12 protein-coding genes and 3 tRNA genes are annotated in these 14,412 nt (G+C 62.8%); 14 read left to right on the forward strand and 1 reads right to left on the reverse strand.

What is annotated here, in order from left to right; genetic code table 11:
* The first annotated feature begins 62 nt into the window (after positions 1-62).
* The 12 genes from ACWCOO_RS03230 to ACWCOO_RS03285 all read left to right on the forward strand — a co-directional run bounded on the left by ACWCOO_RS03230 (position 63) and on the right by ACWCOO_RS03285 (position 12,155).
* Positions 63-947: a phosphoribosylaminoimidazolesuccinocarboxamide synthase gene (locus ACWCOO_RS03230; protein ID WP_446831531.1), complete on the forward strand. Its 885-nt coding sequence runs from the start codon at positions 63-65 to the stop codon at positions 945-947.
* A gap of 563 nt (positions 948-1,510) precedes the next feature.
* Positions 1,511-1,594, forward strand: a tRNA-Leu gene (locus tag ACWCOO_RS03235).
* 43 nt (positions 1,595-1,637) lie between these two features.
* A complete protein-coding gene (gene tig / locus ACWCOO_RS03240; protein ID WP_446831532.1) occupies positions 1,638-2,993 on the forward strand; it encodes a trigger factor in 1,356 nt (451 codons plus the stop codon).
* Between the two features lie 65 nt (positions 2,994-3,058).
* The gene (gene clpP / locus ACWCOO_RS03245) at positions 3,059-3,688 is read left to right on the forward strand and encodes an ATP-dependent Clp endopeptidase proteolytic subunit ClpP (protein WP_446831533.1); all 630 of its coding nucleotides are present in this window, start codon (positions 3,059-3,061) and stop codon (positions 3,686-3,688) included.
* A 59-nt stretch (positions 3,689-3,747) separates the two neighbouring features.
* Positions 3,748-5,067: an ATP-dependent Clp protease ATP-binding subunit ClpX gene (clpX, locus tag ACWCOO_RS03250; RefSeq protein ID WP_446831534.1), complete on the forward strand. Its 1,320-nt coding sequence runs from the start codon at positions 3,748-3,750 to the stop codon at positions 5,065-5,067.
* A gap of 116 nt (positions 5,068-5,183) precedes the next feature.
* The gene (gene lon, locus ACWCOO_RS03255; RefSeq protein WP_446831535.1) at positions 5,184-7,619 is read left to right on the forward strand and encodes an endopeptidase La; all 2,436 of its coding nucleotides are present in this window, start codon (positions 5,184-5,186) and stop codon (positions 7,617-7,619) included.
* 236 nt (positions 7,620-7,855) lie between these two features.
* Positions 7,856-8,128 (forward strand): HU family DNA-binding protein, encoded by a 273-nt coding sequence (locus ACWCOO_RS03260; protein WP_446831536.1) that lies wholly within the window; start codon positions 7,856-7,858, stop codon positions 8,126-8,128.
* 70 nt (positions 8,129-8,198) lie between these two features.
* Positions 8,199-8,271 (forward strand) — tRNA-Val (locus ACWCOO_RS03265).
* Between the two features lie 4 nt (positions 8,272-8,275).
* A tRNA-Asp gene (locus tag ACWCOO_RS03270) sits at positions 8,276-8,352 on the forward strand.
* A gap of 31 nt (positions 8,353-8,383) precedes the next feature.
* The gene (locus ACWCOO_RS03275) at positions 8,384-10,282 is read left to right on the forward strand and encodes a SurA N-terminal domain-containing protein (RefSeq protein WP_446831537.1); all 1,899 of its coding nucleotides are present in this window, start codon (positions 8,384-8,386) and stop codon (positions 10,280-10,282) included.
* On the forward strand, positions 10,279-11,598 hold the full coding sequence (locus tag ACWCOO_RS03280; RefSeq protein ID WP_446831538.1) for a dicarboxylate/amino acid:cation symporter: 1,320 nt from the start codon (positions 10,279-10,281) through the stop codon (positions 11,596-11,598). The genes ACWCOO_RS03275 and ACWCOO_RS03280 overlap by 4 nt, the downstream gene beginning before the upstream one ends.
* A complete protein-coding gene (locus ACWCOO_RS03285) occupies positions 11,595-12,155 on the forward strand; it encodes a nitroreductase family protein (protein ID WP_446831539.1) in 561 nt (186 codons plus the stop codon). Before ACWCOO_RS03280 ends, ACWCOO_RS03285 begins: the two co-directional genes overlap by 4 nt.
* 192 nt (positions 12,156-12,347) lie before the next feature.
* On the opposite strand, the gene ACWCOO_RS03290 is transcribed toward ACWCOO_RS03285, so the two are convergent.
* On the reverse strand, positions 12,348-13,130 hold the full coding sequence (locus tag ACWCOO_RS03290) for an enoyl-ACP reductase FabI (protein WP_446831540.1): 783 nt from the start codon (positions 13,128-13,130) through the stop codon (positions 12,348-12,350).
* Positions 13,131-13,215: 85 nt separating this feature from the next.
* On the opposite strand from ACWCOO_RS03290, the gene rnhA reads away from it, so the two are divergent.
* Together rnhA and dnaQ are read left to right on the forward strand one after the other, a co-directional pair.
* Positions 13,216-13,659, forward strand: a complete 444-nt coding sequence (gene rnhA / locus ACWCOO_RS03295) for a ribonuclease HI (RefSeq protein WP_446831541.1) — start codon at positions 13,216-13,218, stop codon at positions 13,657-13,659.
* Positions 13,660-13,670: 11 nt separating this feature from the next.
* Complete coding sequence (gene dnaQ / locus ACWCOO_RS03300; protein ID WP_446831542.1) at positions 13,671-14,372, forward strand: DNA polymerase III subunit epsilon; 702 nt, start codon at positions 13,671-13,673, stop codon at positions 14,370-14,372.
* The last annotated feature ends 40 nt before the right edge of the window (positions 14,373-14,412 follow it).

The raw sequence follows: 14,412 nt of genomic DNA on the forward strand, positions 1-14,412 counted from the left end.
GCTGGGTAGACAGCGTTGCGGCGAATTAGAATACGCCGCACGCACGAATAAAGGAGCAGGCAGTGACAGTATCGTATACCGAAATCCCCGGTTTGCAGGCTATCGGCCGCGGCAAGGTTCGCGATCTGTACGCGGTGGGCGACGACCGCCTGCTGCTCGTGACCAGCGACCGCATTTCCGCCTACGATGTGGTTCTGCCCGACCCGATACCCGGCAAGGGCGCCGTGCTTACCGGGCTGTCCCGCTACTGGTTTGCCAATACCGGCCACATCGTGCCGAACGCTCTGCTCGACACGCCGGTGGAGGAAGTGGTCACTGGTCTTGCGCCGGCCGAGCTTGCCGATCTGGCCACCCGCGCTGTCCTGATGGAAAGGGTGGAGGCGCTGCCGATCGAGGCGGTGGTGCGCGGCTACCTGATCGGCTCGGGGTGGAAGGATTACCAGGCTAGCGGAGAAGTGTGCGGCATTCGGCTCGCCGAGGGATTGCGGCTTGGCGAACGCCTGCCGGAAGCGATTTTCACGCCGGCCACCAAGGCGGCGCCCGGCGAACACGACGAGAACATCGGTATGGATGAAGCCGCGGCAACCGTCGGGCAGGAGTTGGCCGAAAAGGTGCGCGACGTGTCGCTGGCGCTGTTCGAATTCGGCGCCCGCCACGCGGCCTCGCGGGGCATCATCGTGGCCGACACCAAGTTCGAGTTCGGGATCAACGCCAAGGGCCAACTGGTCCTCATCGACGAGGTGCTGACGCCGGACTCGTCGCGCTTCTGGCCCGCCGACGAGTATCGCGTGGGCGAATCGCCGCCCAGTTACGACAAGCAGTTCGTGCGCGATTACCTCGATTCGATCTCCTGGGACCACAAGCCCCCCGCCCCAAACCTGCCCGCTGATGTAATCGCCCACACCGCCCAAAAATACAAAGCCGCCCTGGATCTCCTGACCTCCTGACACCCCACCACCACTGCTGTCCTCCTCCTTCTCTCGCCCAAGCGCTTGCAGCGCCCGTTCGACCAACCTATAGCGGCTGGTTGCCCAACCGAGGCTCGCACTCCTCGCGCATAACCGTCGCGGGAGGCGCCATCCATGGCTCGGTTCCGCCATCCTGGCTCCAACGCTCCCGCGACGGTTATGCGCGAGGAGTGCGAGCCTTCCCCCGCCAACAGTGGTCCAGCACTCGACCCCCGCCCTTCAAATAAGCACTGCAGCCAAGGCCGCCGCCTCCCCCTGCCCACTGCAGCCTTCCTTGTCCCAGACTATCCCCGCTACCGTTGCAGCAAAAACAGGCGCCGCCCACACGCCAACTAAGGCCCTTCTTGTCCCTAACCCTCGCGGGAGCGTTGGAGCCATGGATGGCGGAACCGAGCCAGGGAAGGCGTCTCCCGCGAGGGTTAGGGACAAGGTGGGCGAGGGATGGTGTCTCCCGCGAGAGTCAGGGACAAGGTGGGCGAGGGATGGTGTCTCCCGTACCGCAACACCCCACCCGACAAGGTAAATCTATAATTGCAACCAGCGCGGAAGTGGCGGAACTGGTAGACGCGCAGGATTTAGGTTCCTGTGGGGTTATCCCCTTGAGAGTTCGAATCTCTCCTTTCGCATCGGTATCCATTCCATGAAGAGGCTCCGACCCACACCCATCCCATGAAACTAGACGGCGCCCAATACAAGGTGGAAGATGGCGAAGGACTTCGCCGCACGTTGCATGTACAGGTGCCCGGAGCCGTCATGCAAGGTGAATTCATGGCTCGCCTCGCGGCCCTGCAGCGCCGCACCAGGATTCGCGGCTTTCGCCCCGGCAAGGCGCCGATCAAACTGATCCGGCAGCGCTACGGCCGGGACATCTGGGACGAATTGACCCGCGAGACCATAGAGCAGAGCTTTCGGGAAGGCGCGCAAGACCGCAAACTGCGCGTCGTGGGCAGTGGCGAAGTCAAGGCCAAGAAAGTCAATGAAGGCTCCGATCTCAAATTTCAGGCCACCTTCGACGTGCTGCCGGAAATCGAGTGGAACGGCCTGGATGCCCTGACCTATGAAGAGCCGGCGGTGGAGATAGAGCCGCGCGACGTGGACCGTACCATCGAGCGGCTGCGCAGGCGCGAGGCGGAGTGGAAGGACGTGGACAGGCCGGCCCGGGAAGGCGATCGAATGCTGGTGAACCTGCGCGCCTCCCGGCGCCGTGAAACGCTGGAGGACGGCGAACTCAAGGAAGTGCCGCTGGTGCTCGGCGACACGCGCCTGATGCCCCAGCTTGAAGAGCGCCTGATGCGCCTCTCCGCCTCGCAGAAGAAGAAATTCCGGCTCAAGATGCCAACGGATTACCCTGAAGAAAGCCTGCGCGGCAAGCGCGTACTCTATGCAGTGGAAGTGATTGGCGTATCCGAGCCGCAGCTCCCCGACCTTGATGAAGAGTTTGTGCGAAAGCTGGGGGTGGAGAGCGGCTCGATCGAGGAACTGCGCAGCAACGTGCGCGCCACTCTGGAGCGGGAGTTAAAAACCGTGTCCGAATCCCGCAAGCGCCAATCGCTCTTCGACCAGTTGCTGGAAGCCAACGCAGGACCCACCCCACAATCGCTGGTGGACCAGGACGTCCAGCAGATGCTGGCCAGCATGCGGCCGCCACCGTCACCCGACGCGGAAGGCGAGCAGGAGACGCCGGACGAGAGCGAAATGCCCGAGGAGACGCCCGAGATGCGCGCTGCGGCCGAGCGGCGGGTTCGGTTGCAACTGCTGGTGGCGGAGCTGGCGTCACGGGAGAAAATCACTCCCGACGAGGGGGTTCTGCGCGAGCAGTTGCAGGCCTTGACCGCCGGCGCTCCGGACCCGCAGGCCGCATTCGCGGAATTGTCCGGCAATCGGGAACTTGTCGGCAGCCTGCGGGCCCGAATCCGCGAGGAGCAAGTGCTCGAATGGCTCTATGAACAAGCAAGCGTCAGCGAGCGGAGCTTGAGCTTCGACGAGTTCATGGAGCCCATGCCCGCCGTCCTCGCCGGTGTGTAGCGTTAACAGGCACTGACCCGAAACCTTGCACTGATGCGCTTGCTGCGTCCTGAGGAAATGCGCAAATGAACGAAAAAGCACTGAACCTGGTCCCGATGGTGGTGGAGCAGACCGCCCGCGGGGAACGCGCCTACGACATCTATTCGCGCCTGCTCAAGGAACGCCTGGTGTTCGTGGTCGGGGCAGTGGACGACCACATGGCCAACCTCGTGGTGGCGCAACTCATTTTTCTGGAGTCGGAAAACCCCGGCAAGGACATCAGCCTCTATATCAACTCCCCCGGCGGCTTGGTGAGCTCCGGTTTGTCCATCTACGACACCATGCAATTCGTCAAGCCCGATATCAGCACCCTGTGTCTGGGGCAGGCCGCCAGCATGGGCGCGCTGCTCCTCGCTGGCGGCGCCAAGGGCAAGCGCTATTGCCTGCCTCATTCGCGCGTGATGATTCACCAGCCCATGGGCGGCTACCAGGGGCAAGCTTCGGACATCGATATTCACGCCCGCGAAATACTGAAGACCCGCGAGCGGCTCAACCGCATCCTGGCCGAGCATACGGGCCAACCCCTGAAACGCATTGCCCGCGATACCGACCGTGACCACTTCATGAGCGGCGAGGAAGCCTGCACCTACGGACTGATCGACAAGGTCCTTGCCAGCCGGGAAGAAGTCGCCGACGCCGCACAGGAAGCCGACTAACGCGAGGCGGTTACAATGCCTCGGCGTCCATGACACGCGGCCGCACTGCGTAAAACCGAATGTCCAGCAAGAATAATCGTGGCGGAGGAGGCGAGCGCAAGCTCCTCTACTGCTCCTTCTGCGGCAAGAGTCAGCACGAGGTGCGCAAGCTCATTGCCGGCCCCTCGGTGTACATCTGCGATGAATGCGTCGAGTTGTGCATAGACATCATCCGCGAGGAATTCGAGGAACGCAACGACAATCAGCCGCTGTCCCTGCCGCTGCCGGCCGGCATCATGAAGTTTCTCAACGAATACGTGATCGGCCAGGACCGCGCCAAGAAAGTGCTTTCGGTTGCGGTCTACAACCACTTCAAGCGCATGCGCTCGCGGCGCCGCGACAAGGATGCCCCGGAGGTCGAGCTTGCCAAGAGCAACATCCTGCTGATCGGGCCCACCGGCTGCGGCAAGACCCTGCTGGCCGAGACCCTGGCGCGCATCCTCAACGTGCCCTTCACGATTGCCGACGCCACCACGCTCACCGAGGCCGGCTACGTGGGCGAGGACGTGGAAAACATCATTCAGAAACTGCTGCAGAAGTGCGACTACGATGTCGAGAAGGCGCAAACCGGCATCGTTTACATCGACGAGATCGACAAGATCTCCCGCAAGTCCGACAATCCCTCCATCACCCGCGATGTTTCCGGCGAAGGCGTGCAGCAGGCGCTGCTCAAACTGATCGAAGGCACGATAGCCTCGGTGCCGCCGCAGGGTGGGCGCAAGCACCCGCAGCAGGAATTCCTGCAGGTGGACACCTCCAACATCCTGTTCATCTGTGGCGGCGCCTTTGCGGGCCTGGACAGCATTATCCGCAACCGCACCGAGCGCAGCGGCATCGGATTTACCGCCGAGGTACGGGATGAGAACGAGAGCCAGCGGCTGGGCGACTTGCTGTCGCTGGTCGAGCCCGAGGATCTCATCCGCTATGGGCTGATCCCCGAATTCGTCGGGCGCCTGCCGCTGGTGGCCACGCTGGATCCGCTGGACATGGAGGCGTTGGTGACCATCCTCGTGGAGCCGAAGAACGCGCTCACCAAGCAGTATCGCGTGTTGTTCGAAATGGAAAATTGCGAACTGGAATTTCACGACGGCGCGCTGGAGGCGATCGCCGAGCGCGCCATGCAGCGAAAGACCGGCGCACGCGGACTGCGCACGATCCTTGAGGATGTGCTGCTGGATACCATGTTCGAGCTGCCTTCGATGAAGAATCCGCGCCGCGTGGTGCTTGACCGCGGGGCAATCATGGGCAAGAACAAGCCCTACGTCGTGTACGAAACGGACGAGCCGCTGGCTCTGAAGCCGCCCGAAGAATACGCCAGGCCGACCGGGTCAGACGGTTAACGAACCAGGGCAGTTTGCAGTCGGCCCGTGCTTTCCGGCGCTTGGGTTTGTGTTGTTGGAACCCCATATCTCGGCGGGTTCTTGAGCTAGACAGTGGTACGGAGCAAGACGAACAAATGAGCGAGGATTCGAACAAAGAAGTGGGCCGGCGGCGGCTGGCAGTGTTGCCCTTGCGGGATGTGGTGGTGTATCCGCACATGGTCGTGCCGTTGTTTGTGGGCCGCAAGCCGTCGATCCTTGCGCTGGAGAACGCCATGGCTCTAGGCAAGGAAATCCTGCTGGCCGCGCAGCGCAAGCCGGAGGTGGACGAGCCGGGAGTGGAAGACATCTACCAGGTCGGCACGCTGGCGACCGTGCTGCAGATGATGAAAATGCCCGACGACACGGTCAAGGTCATGGTGCAGGGCGTGGCGCGCGCCGGTCTGGCTGCTTTTCAGGACGGGGATTTCTTCAGCGCGGAGTTCGAACCGCTTTCCGAGCAGGGCGAGTCCGAGGCGACGGACGAGGAATTGGAAGCGCTGCGCCGCTCGCTGCTGACCCAGTTTGAGTCGTACGTGAAGCTGCACAAGAACGTGCCGCCGGAAGCACTGGCCGGCGTGGCGGGACTCGGCGATAACGGCCGGCTGGCCGATACCGTGGCAGCGCACATGCAATTGGCGCTCTCAAAGAAACAGGCGGTGCTCGAGATTGCCGATCCAGTCAAGCGCATCGAGTACCTGGTCGGCTTGATGGATAGCGAAATCGACATGCTCAGGATCGAGCGCAAGATTCGCGGGCGCGTGAAGACGCAGATGGAGAAGAGCCAGCGCGAGTACTACCTGAATGAGCAGATGAAGGCCATTCAGAAGGAATTGGGCGATCTGGAAGATGCTCCGAACGAGATTTCCACCCTGGAGAAGGGAATCAGGGAGGCAGGCATGCCCAAGGAAGCGCAGGAAAAGGCGCTGGCTGAGCTTGGCAAACTCAAAATGATGGCGCCAATGTCCGCCGAAGCCACCGTGGTGCGCAACTACCTGGATTGGCTGCTCAAGGCGCCCTGGAAAAAGCAGCGTCGGACCAACGGCAACATCCAGCGTGCCGAACAGGTGCTGGAGGAAGACCACTATGGGCTGGAAAAAGTCAAGGAAAGGATTCTCGAATACCTGGCCGTGCAGAAGCGGGTGCGGTCGCTGAAAGGGCCCATTCTTTGCCTGGTGGGACCGCCTGGCGTGGGCAAGACTTCCCTCGGACGCTCCATTGCCCGGGCCACCAACCGTGCCTTCATCCGCATGTCTTTGGGCGGTGTGCGTGACGAAGCCGAGATTCGCGGTCATCGCCGCACCTACATTGGCGCACTGCCGGGCAAGATCATGCAGAACCTGGCGCGCGCGGGAGTGCGAAATCCGCTGTTTCTGCTCGACGAAGTGGACAAGATGTCGATGGATTTTCGCGGCGATCCCTCGTCGGCGCTGCTCGAAGTGTTGGATCCCGAGCAGAACTCCACCTTCGCCGATCACTACCTGGAGGTGGATTTCGACCTTTCGCGCGTCATGTTCGTATGCACAGCCAATACGCTTGCCATACCGCCGCCGCTGCTCGACCGCATGGAAGTGTTGCGCATCCCCGGCTACACCGAAGACGAAAAGCTGGCCATTGCCAAGAACTACCTGATCGGCAAGCAAATGAAACAGAACGGCGTACGCGCCGACGAGCTCCGATTCACGACCAGCGGTCTGCGCAGTATCGTGCGCCACTACACTCGGGAGGCGGGCGTGCGCAACCTGGAGCGGGAAATCGCGCGTGTCTGCAGGAAAGTTGTCAAACAGCAACTGCTGCGGCCCACCAAGCGCGAAGTCTGCATCGGCTCGCGGCAACTGGAAACGTATCTCGGTGTGCGCAAGTTCCGCTACGGCCGTGCCGAGAACCAGAACCGCGTAGGGCAGGCGCAAGGGCTGGCCTGGACCCAGGTCGGCGGCGAAATGTTGCGCATCGAGGCATCCGTGGCCCCGGGCAAGGGCAAACTTACGCTGACCGGCAAGCTCGGCGAAGTGATGCGGGAATCGATACAGGCGGCGCTCACGGCGGTGCGCGCGCGCGCAGCCGCGCTCGGACTCAAGCCGAGTTTTGCGTCCGAGCTTGATGTGCATGTGCATGTGCCGGAGGGCGCCACGCCCAAGGATGGTCCGAGCGCAGGGATCGGCATGTGTACGGCGCTGGTTTCCGCACTCACCGATATTCCGGTTCGGGCCGACGTGGCCATGACCGGCGAAATCACCTTGGGTGGCGAAGTGCTGCCGGTTGGAGGCCTGAAGGAGAAACTCCTCGCGGCCCATAGAGGCGGAATTTCCACCGTGCTGATTCCGGAGGAGTGCGTCAAGGATCTGGTGGAAATCCCCGCTAACGTCAAGCGCAATCTGGATATCCGTCCGGTGCGCTGGATCGACCAGGTGCTGGAACTTGCCTTGGAGCGCATGCCGGAGGTGGATACCTCGCTGGACCAGGAGTCGGACGCTGCCGCCGCTTCCTCGACGAGCGCTGGTTCCGCTCCATCAGAGCAGCCGCGAACGCATTGAATCGGCGGCCCGCCGGCCGTCGGCAATCCGGCGCACCGGGGGGTCAAGCGCCAATAGCATGTAATATTGCAGGGGTGTCGGGATTAGTACATAATGCCCGGCGATTGGGGCGCTCTGGCTGCGTCTATTGGGGCGATGCGGCCGCGCCGTAATCAGGGGGTGGATTTCATTGTCCTAACGATGCCATCGGAGCATGCCCTTTTGATGGATCCGGCCAATACTTTTTGGAGAATTGCATGAATAAACGGGAACTTACGGATGCCGTAGCCTCTGCTGCGGGTCTCGGTAAAGCGGACGCGGTCAGGGCCGTGGATGCGGTTTTGGGCGCCATCAGCGGCGCTTTGGCACAGGGAGATACAGTTTCCCTGGTAGGCTTTGGAACCTTCAGCGTCAAGCACCGCGCCGCACGCCAGGGACGCAATCCGCGCACCGGCGAAAGCATACAGATCGCCGCCACATCGGTTCCCGGCTTCAAGGCAGGACGCGCCCTCAAGGATGCCGTAAACTAACCACCCAAGCTACCTGGGCTGCGCCTTGGTCAGTTGCCGCGGCAGATACAGCGCGGGTTACGGCGCCGGAGGGTGCTTAGCTCAGTTGGGAGAGCGTCGCTCTTACACGGCGAAGGTCGGGGGTTCAAGCCCCTCAGCACCCATAGCGGAGTGGTAGTTCAGATGGTTAGAATACCGGGCTGTCAATCCGGTGGTCGCGGGTTCGAGTCCCGTCCACTCCGCCACCCCATCAGCTAGCGCAACTGCGCCAATTTCATGCTGCAAGTTATTCGCGACCGACTCAGCGGCTGGGTAGCCGGAATCATATTCGGCGTTATCGGCCTGGCACTGGTCCTGACCTTCGGCGCGATGCGCGGCGATGTGGGAATGACGGCCAATGTCGTTGCCAGCGTGGATGGCATGGACATCGGGCAGACCGAGTTTCTACGCGCGGTTCAGGACGAACAGTTACGGTTGCGGGAGGAGTTCCGCGGCACCCTGCCCGACGAATTCGAGGAGCAGATAAGAGCGCTGGTGCTGGACGATCTGATCAATTCCACCATGATGCGGGCGCATGCCGAAGAGCGCGGATTCACGACCACGGATGCGCGCGTAGCGGGGGCCATACAGAGCGTTCCCGCCTTTCTCGACCAGGGAACTTTTTCGCGGGACCTCTACCGTAGCGCGCTTGCCAGCATAGGCCAGACACCGGCGTACTTCGAGCAGCAGCAGCGCGGCCTTATGACCTTGCAGCAGTTCTACCGAAGCATTGAGGAAAGCGCCTTCTTTACTCCGGTCGATTTCCGTTTCTATATCGAATTGGTGCAGGAGAGTCGTTCGGTACGGGGCTTGTTCGTCAGCACGGAGCCGTTCCGCGACGCGACTTCGGTTACCGACGAGCAAGTGGCCGAGTATTACGCGATGAACGCGTCGGGCTTCTGGACGCGCGAGTCGGTGGATATCGAATACATCGAAGTCAATGCAAACCAGTTGCCCGGCCTCAGCGAAATTACCGAGCAGGATGCCCTTGAATGGTATGAGCGAAATCGCGACCAGTTCATCAGTCCCGCACAGCGGCGCTCCAGCCATATTCTGTTGGAGGCAAGCCCGGAAGGCGACCAGGACGTGCTGGCGCGTGCTGAGCAGGTCGTGACCCGGCTGGACGCCGGAGAAGATTTTGCCGCGCTGGCTGCGGAGCTCTCCGAAGACAAGGGCTCGGCTTTGGCCGGCGGCGATCTGGGCTGGATCGAGCCGGGTGGATTCGAGCCGGAATTCGAGGATGCGCTGTTCGCCTTGCAGGAACCGGGCGATTACACGGCGCCGGTGCAGTCGCAATTCGGATACCACATCATCCGCCTTGACGGAGTGCGCGGCGGGGATATTGCGCCGTTCGAGTCTGCCAGGGAGGATGTATTGGCAGATCTGCGGGAACGACGAAGTAGCGAACGCTTCTTCGACTTGGCGGAGCAATTGGCCGACCTGGCTTTGGAGAGCGAAGACGGTTTGGCCTGGATCGCGTCCGACCTGGAGCTGCCGCTCAACGCCATCGAGGGCTTTACTCGCGAGGGTGCGGGCGAGTTCGCGAAGAACCAGCGCGTCATCGAAGCCGCCTATAGCGAGGAAGTGCTGGATTTCGGCGAAAACTCGCGGCTTATACAACTGGCGCCCGACCGGGCCATTGTGCTGCGGGTGTCGCGCCATCAGCCCTCCGAACAGCAACCGCTGGAAGATGTAGCCGAACGCATCCGCGAAATTCTGATCGGCGATGCGGCCGCCGCGGCCGCCTCGGCTCAGGGCGCGGCCCTGCTGGAAAGGCGGCGCGGCGCGGAAGCCTTCAGTGCGCTGTCGGCGGAGCAGGGCGTGGAGCTATTCGAGGATCCTGAGCTGCGGCGCGATTCCGCCGACTATCCTCCGCAATTGCTGAACGCCATATTCGCGGCTCGGCCCGGAGACGCCCCGCAGGGCCTTGCGCTGCTTGATGGCCGCTACGCGCTATTCGAGGTCGAAGAGGTGTTGCCCGGCCAGCCCGAGCGGATCGCACGGGAGCAGCGCGACGAGGTAAAGGCCGAGTTGGAGGAACGCGAGGCTCTGCTGGAATATAACGCCTATCGGAGCGGCCTGCGTGACCGCGCCAGGGTCTGGATAGCGCCCGACGCGCTGGGAGAATCGTCATGATGTCATGGAACCCGTTGCGCTGGCCGTTGTACGCGCAGATTTTCGCCGGAATCCTGCTGGGCGTACTTGCTGGCCTGATTAGCGGAGATACGGCCGAACTGGCTCCCGGCCTGACCTTCGATTCGGTCTACGACTACATCGGGACGCTGTTTCTGAACGCGCTGAAGATGTTGATCGTGCCGCTTATCGCCACATCCATCGTCTCCGGCGTGGCGGGGCTGGGCGGCCCCGGTACGCTGGGGCGGCTGGGCGGCAAGACCGTGTTCTATTACATGGCCACCTCCACGATCGCGATACTGGTGGGGCTGACTCTCGTGAACCTGATCCAGCCCGGAGTGCTCAACGGCGTCCCGGTCAAGGAGCTGCTGGACTTTCAGGCCAACGCGGACGAAGTGGCGTCGCGCGTCGCAGGCGCGCAGGGCGGGGTCGCCGAAGTGTTTTTACGCATGGTGCCGCCCAACATCGTCAAGGCCGCTTCCGAGGGCCAGATGCTCGGCGTGATTGTGTTCTGCATTCTGTTCGGGTATTTCATATCGCGTCTGGTCAAGGCCAAGCGCGAGCCGGTTACGAAGCTCGTTCAGGCCTGCTTCGAGGCCATGATGGGCGTAACCCGGTTCGTGATGCGCTTTGCGCCGATTGGCGTATTCGGACTGGTTGCGTCGGTGGTGGCCGATGTGGGATTGGGCGCCGCCCGCCCGCTGGTGGTCTTTTCGATGACCGTGCTGGCGGCTCTGGCCGTGCACTTCCTGATCGTGATGCCGCTGATCCTGTTTTTCTTGGCGCGCGTCAATCCGTTGCGCCACTTCAGGGCCATGGCCCCGGCGCTTCTGACCGCATTCTCCACCTCGTCTTCCTCCGCCACGCTACCGATCACGATGCGCTGCGTCGAAGACAACGCGCGGGTATCGAGCCGCACCACCGGCTTCGTACTTCCGCTGGGCGCCACCGTGAACATGGACGGCACGGCGCTCTACGAATGCGTTGCGGTGATCTTTATCGCCCAGGCTTTCGGCGTGGACCTCTCCTTCGGCATGCAGTTCACGATTATCGTGACGGCGCTGCTGACCTCGATCGGCGTGGCCGGCGTGCCGGCGGCCTCCTTCGTGGCCATCGCGGTGATTCTCACGACGGTGGGGCTGCCTGTGGAAGCGATCGGCGTACTGTTCGTGTTTGATCGCATCCTCGACATGTCGCGCACCGCCGTGAACGTGTTCGGCGATAGCTGCGGCGCGGTGACGATCGCCAGGCTGGAGGGTGAAACCGGGGTTTTGGGCGAGTCGTCCCCACTGCGGGACGCGCCGGCCAAGGCAGCTTGAGCAGCGCCGAACCGCCGGGCCTCAAGCTGGTGCGTGAGCGCCGCACGGTGGCGCTGTTCAAGCGCGAGAAGCCGTCGCGCGAACTATTGCTGGCGGCCGTCGAAGCCGCCCGCTGGGCGCCGAATCATCACCTCACCGAACCCTGGCGGTTCTTTCTGCTCGGCCCCGATACGGCGAAGGCCATGACCGGCATAGCCGAACAGCTCACCCTGGAGAAGCGGGGCACAGAAGCAGCAAAGCGCCGGCGCGAGCTCATGGAAGCGACCCCGGCATGGATGGCGGTAACCTGCCGGCGCTCGGAGGATGCGTTTCGCGAGCGGGAAGACTATGGCGCCTCCTGCTGCGCCATACAGAACCTGATGCTGTGCTTGTGGGAGAGTGGGCTGGCCTGCAAGTGGAGCACGGGTGCGCTGACGCGGGACTCGCGGTTTCTTGACTTGCTTGACGTCGATGCGCGCGAACAGATGGTGGTGGGTTTGTTTTCGATCGGTTATCCGCGGATCGTGCCGCGGCAGAAGCGACTGCCTGTCGAGGAGATTCTTGTTACGCTGGACTAGGGCTGCTAATGCACGTCGCTCCAGCTACTTGCGCTCGGTGTGCTTTCGTGTTCCCTCTCAGTGGGGACACGCAACAAGCACATCCCTGTGGCTCGGCTCGGGCATCCTGCCCTCGACGTTCCCCACGGAGAGGGAAAGCAATAGAACACTATCCCATCAGTGGTGGGATCGATCGTCTCGTCAGTAGCGGGATCAGTCGGGGAAGGAGAGGCCTACGGCGTTCATTCCGGCGTCCACCGGGAGCACCACGCCACTAATGCCGCTGGCCATTTCCGAGCAAAGGAACACTGCGGCATTGCCTACTTCCTCTAGGCTTACGTTGCGTCTGAGCGGCGCTGCGTTCTCGTAGTGATGCAGCATTTTCCGGAAGTTGGGGATTCCGGCGGCGGACAGGGTCTTGATCGGTCCGGGCGATAGCGCGTTTACCCGCAGGCCGCGTTTGCCCAGGTCCATGGCCAGAGCCCGGGTAACCGCTTCCAGGCTGGCTTTGGCCGGTCCCATGACGTTGTAATTCTGCACCGCGCGGGCGGAACCCGAATACGAAAGGGTCAACAGAGCACCGCCTTCGGGCATGAGCGGCGCGGCGGCGCGCGCCAGCGCTGCGAAGCTGTAGGCCGAGATGTCGTGCGCGATGCGAAACCCCTCCCGGGACACGCTGTCGGCGAAGTCGCCGGTGAGGTTGTCGGCCGGTGCGTAGGCGATGGAATGCACCAGGATGTCGAGACGGGGCCAGGCATCGCCGAGTTGAGCGAAGGCGTCGCTGATCGACGCATCGCTGCTTACGTCCATCGCCAGGCAGAGAGGAGAATCGAGCTCTCGCCCCAGCGCTTCGGCGCGCTCGAACAAGCGCCCGGGCAGCGCGCTCAGCGCGACTTCGGCGCCTTCGTGACGCAAGCGCTGCGCGATGCCCCAAGCGATAGACCGCTTGCTGGCGATTCCCGCAACCAGCGCCCGCTTTCCTTCAAGAATCGACATGCGCGGGATTCTACAGGCCATTAGCGCGCCGCGGAACGGATCTGCGAAAAGACCTGATTCGCTGCCACGGGTAGAATCGCGGCTTGTGCGGGAGGTGGAGATCTATACCGACGGCGCTTGCTCGGGCAATCCCGGCCCTGGCGGTTGGGCAGCGATATTGCAGGCTGCGGGGCAAGAGCGCGAATTGACCGGAGCGGAGCCGCACACTACCAACAACCGCATGGAACTCATGGCTGCGCTGCGGGCATTGGAGGCGCTCAAGCGTTCGTGTCGTGTGGTGATCCATACCGATTCAACGTATCTCCAGCAGGGCATGAACGCATGGCTTGCAAACTGGAAGCGCAATGGCTGGAAAACGGCGCGCAAGGAACCGGTGCGCAATGCCGACTTGTGGCGCGCGCTGGATGCCGCCTGCGAGCGGCACCAGGTGGAATGGCGCTGGGTGCGGGCGCATGCCGGCAATCCCGGCAACGAGCGGGCCGATCGCCTGGCGCGCGAAGCGATGAATTCCGGTCACGGGGTTACTTAAGGAGCAATAGCTTGCGACACGTTGCCCTGGATGTGGAAACGACCGGCCTGAACCCGACAGGCGGTGACCGCGTCATTTCCGTGGGTTGCGTGGAGTTGGTCGAGCGGCAGTTTACCGGCCGGACCCTCCACCGGCTGGTGGATCCGCAGCGCGCTATACCCGAGGAGTCGTCGCGCGTACACGGCATTACGCAAGAACAGGTGGCCGGCCAGCCGCGCTTCTCCGATTTGGCCGGCGAGTTTCTCGACTTCGTGCGCGGCGCCGACCTGTTGGGCCATAACCTGGAATTCGACCGCGGCTTTCTCGACGCCGAGCTGCGCCGCGCCGGGCGAAAGGAAAGGCTTGGCGATTTGTGCGGGCTGACCTGTACGCTGAAGATGGCGCGCGCCCGCTATCCCACGCAGCGCAACAACCTGGACGCCTTGAGTATCCGCTTGGGCGTGGCTCGCGAGTCTCGCGGATATCACGACGCGCTGGAGGATGCGCGACTCACCGCTGGCGTGTGGTTGCGCATGACGATGGGGCAGGGGGAGTTGAAGATGGGAGACCGGGCCAGCACCTCCAGGACGCAGGCGCTGAGCCGGGAGGGGCGTGTATTAGCCAGTTTCGAGCCCCGCGCGGAAGACCTGGACGCGCATCGGAAAATGCTGGAAATGATTGACGGCAAGTCCGAACAAGGCGCGGCCTGGCTGCGGGACTTCAAGGAAAACTGACCGGCTTCCGCTAGAATCCTGGTTTTTCCGCACGGGGAGG

The organism is Candidatus Foliamicus sp. (assembly GCF_965221325.1).
Lineage (GTDB): Bacteria > Pseudomonadota > Gammaproteobacteria > Steroidobacterales > Foliamicaceae > Foliamicus.

Bases quoted from the DNA above. Each gene is read 5' to 3' on its own strand.
- ACWCOO_RS03260 (WP_446831536.1), top strand. From the start codon at position 7,856: ATGAATAAACGGGAACTTACGGATGCCGTAGCCTCTGCTGCGGGTCTC.
- clpX (WP_446831534.1), top strand. From the start codon at position 3,748: ATGTCCAGCAAGAATAATCGTGGCGGAGGAGGCGAGCGCAAGCTCCTC.
- tig (WP_446831532.1), top strand. From the start codon at position 1,638: ATGAAACTAGACGGCGCCCAATACAAGGTGGAAGATGGCGAAGGACTT.
- clpP (WP_446831533.1), top strand. From the start codon at position 3,059: ATGAACGAAAAAGCACTGAACCTGGTCCCGATGGTGGTGGAGCAGACC.
- lon (WP_446831535.1), top strand. From the start codon at position 5,184: ATGAGCGAGGATTCGAACAAAGAAGTGGGCCGGCGGCGGCTGGCAGTG.
- ACWCOO_RS03275 (WP_446831537.1), top strand. From the start codon at position 8,384: ATGCTGCAAGTTATTCGCGACCGACTCAGCGGCTGGGTAGCCGGAATC.
- ACWCOO_RS03280 (WP_446831538.1), top strand. From the start codon at position 10,279: ATGATGTCATGGAACCCGTTGCGCTGGCCGTTGTACGCGCAGATTTTC.
- ACWCOO_RS03290 (WP_446831540.1), bottom strand. From the start codon at position 13,130: ATGTCGATTCTTGAAGGAAAGCGGGCGCTGGTTGCGGGAATCGCCAGC.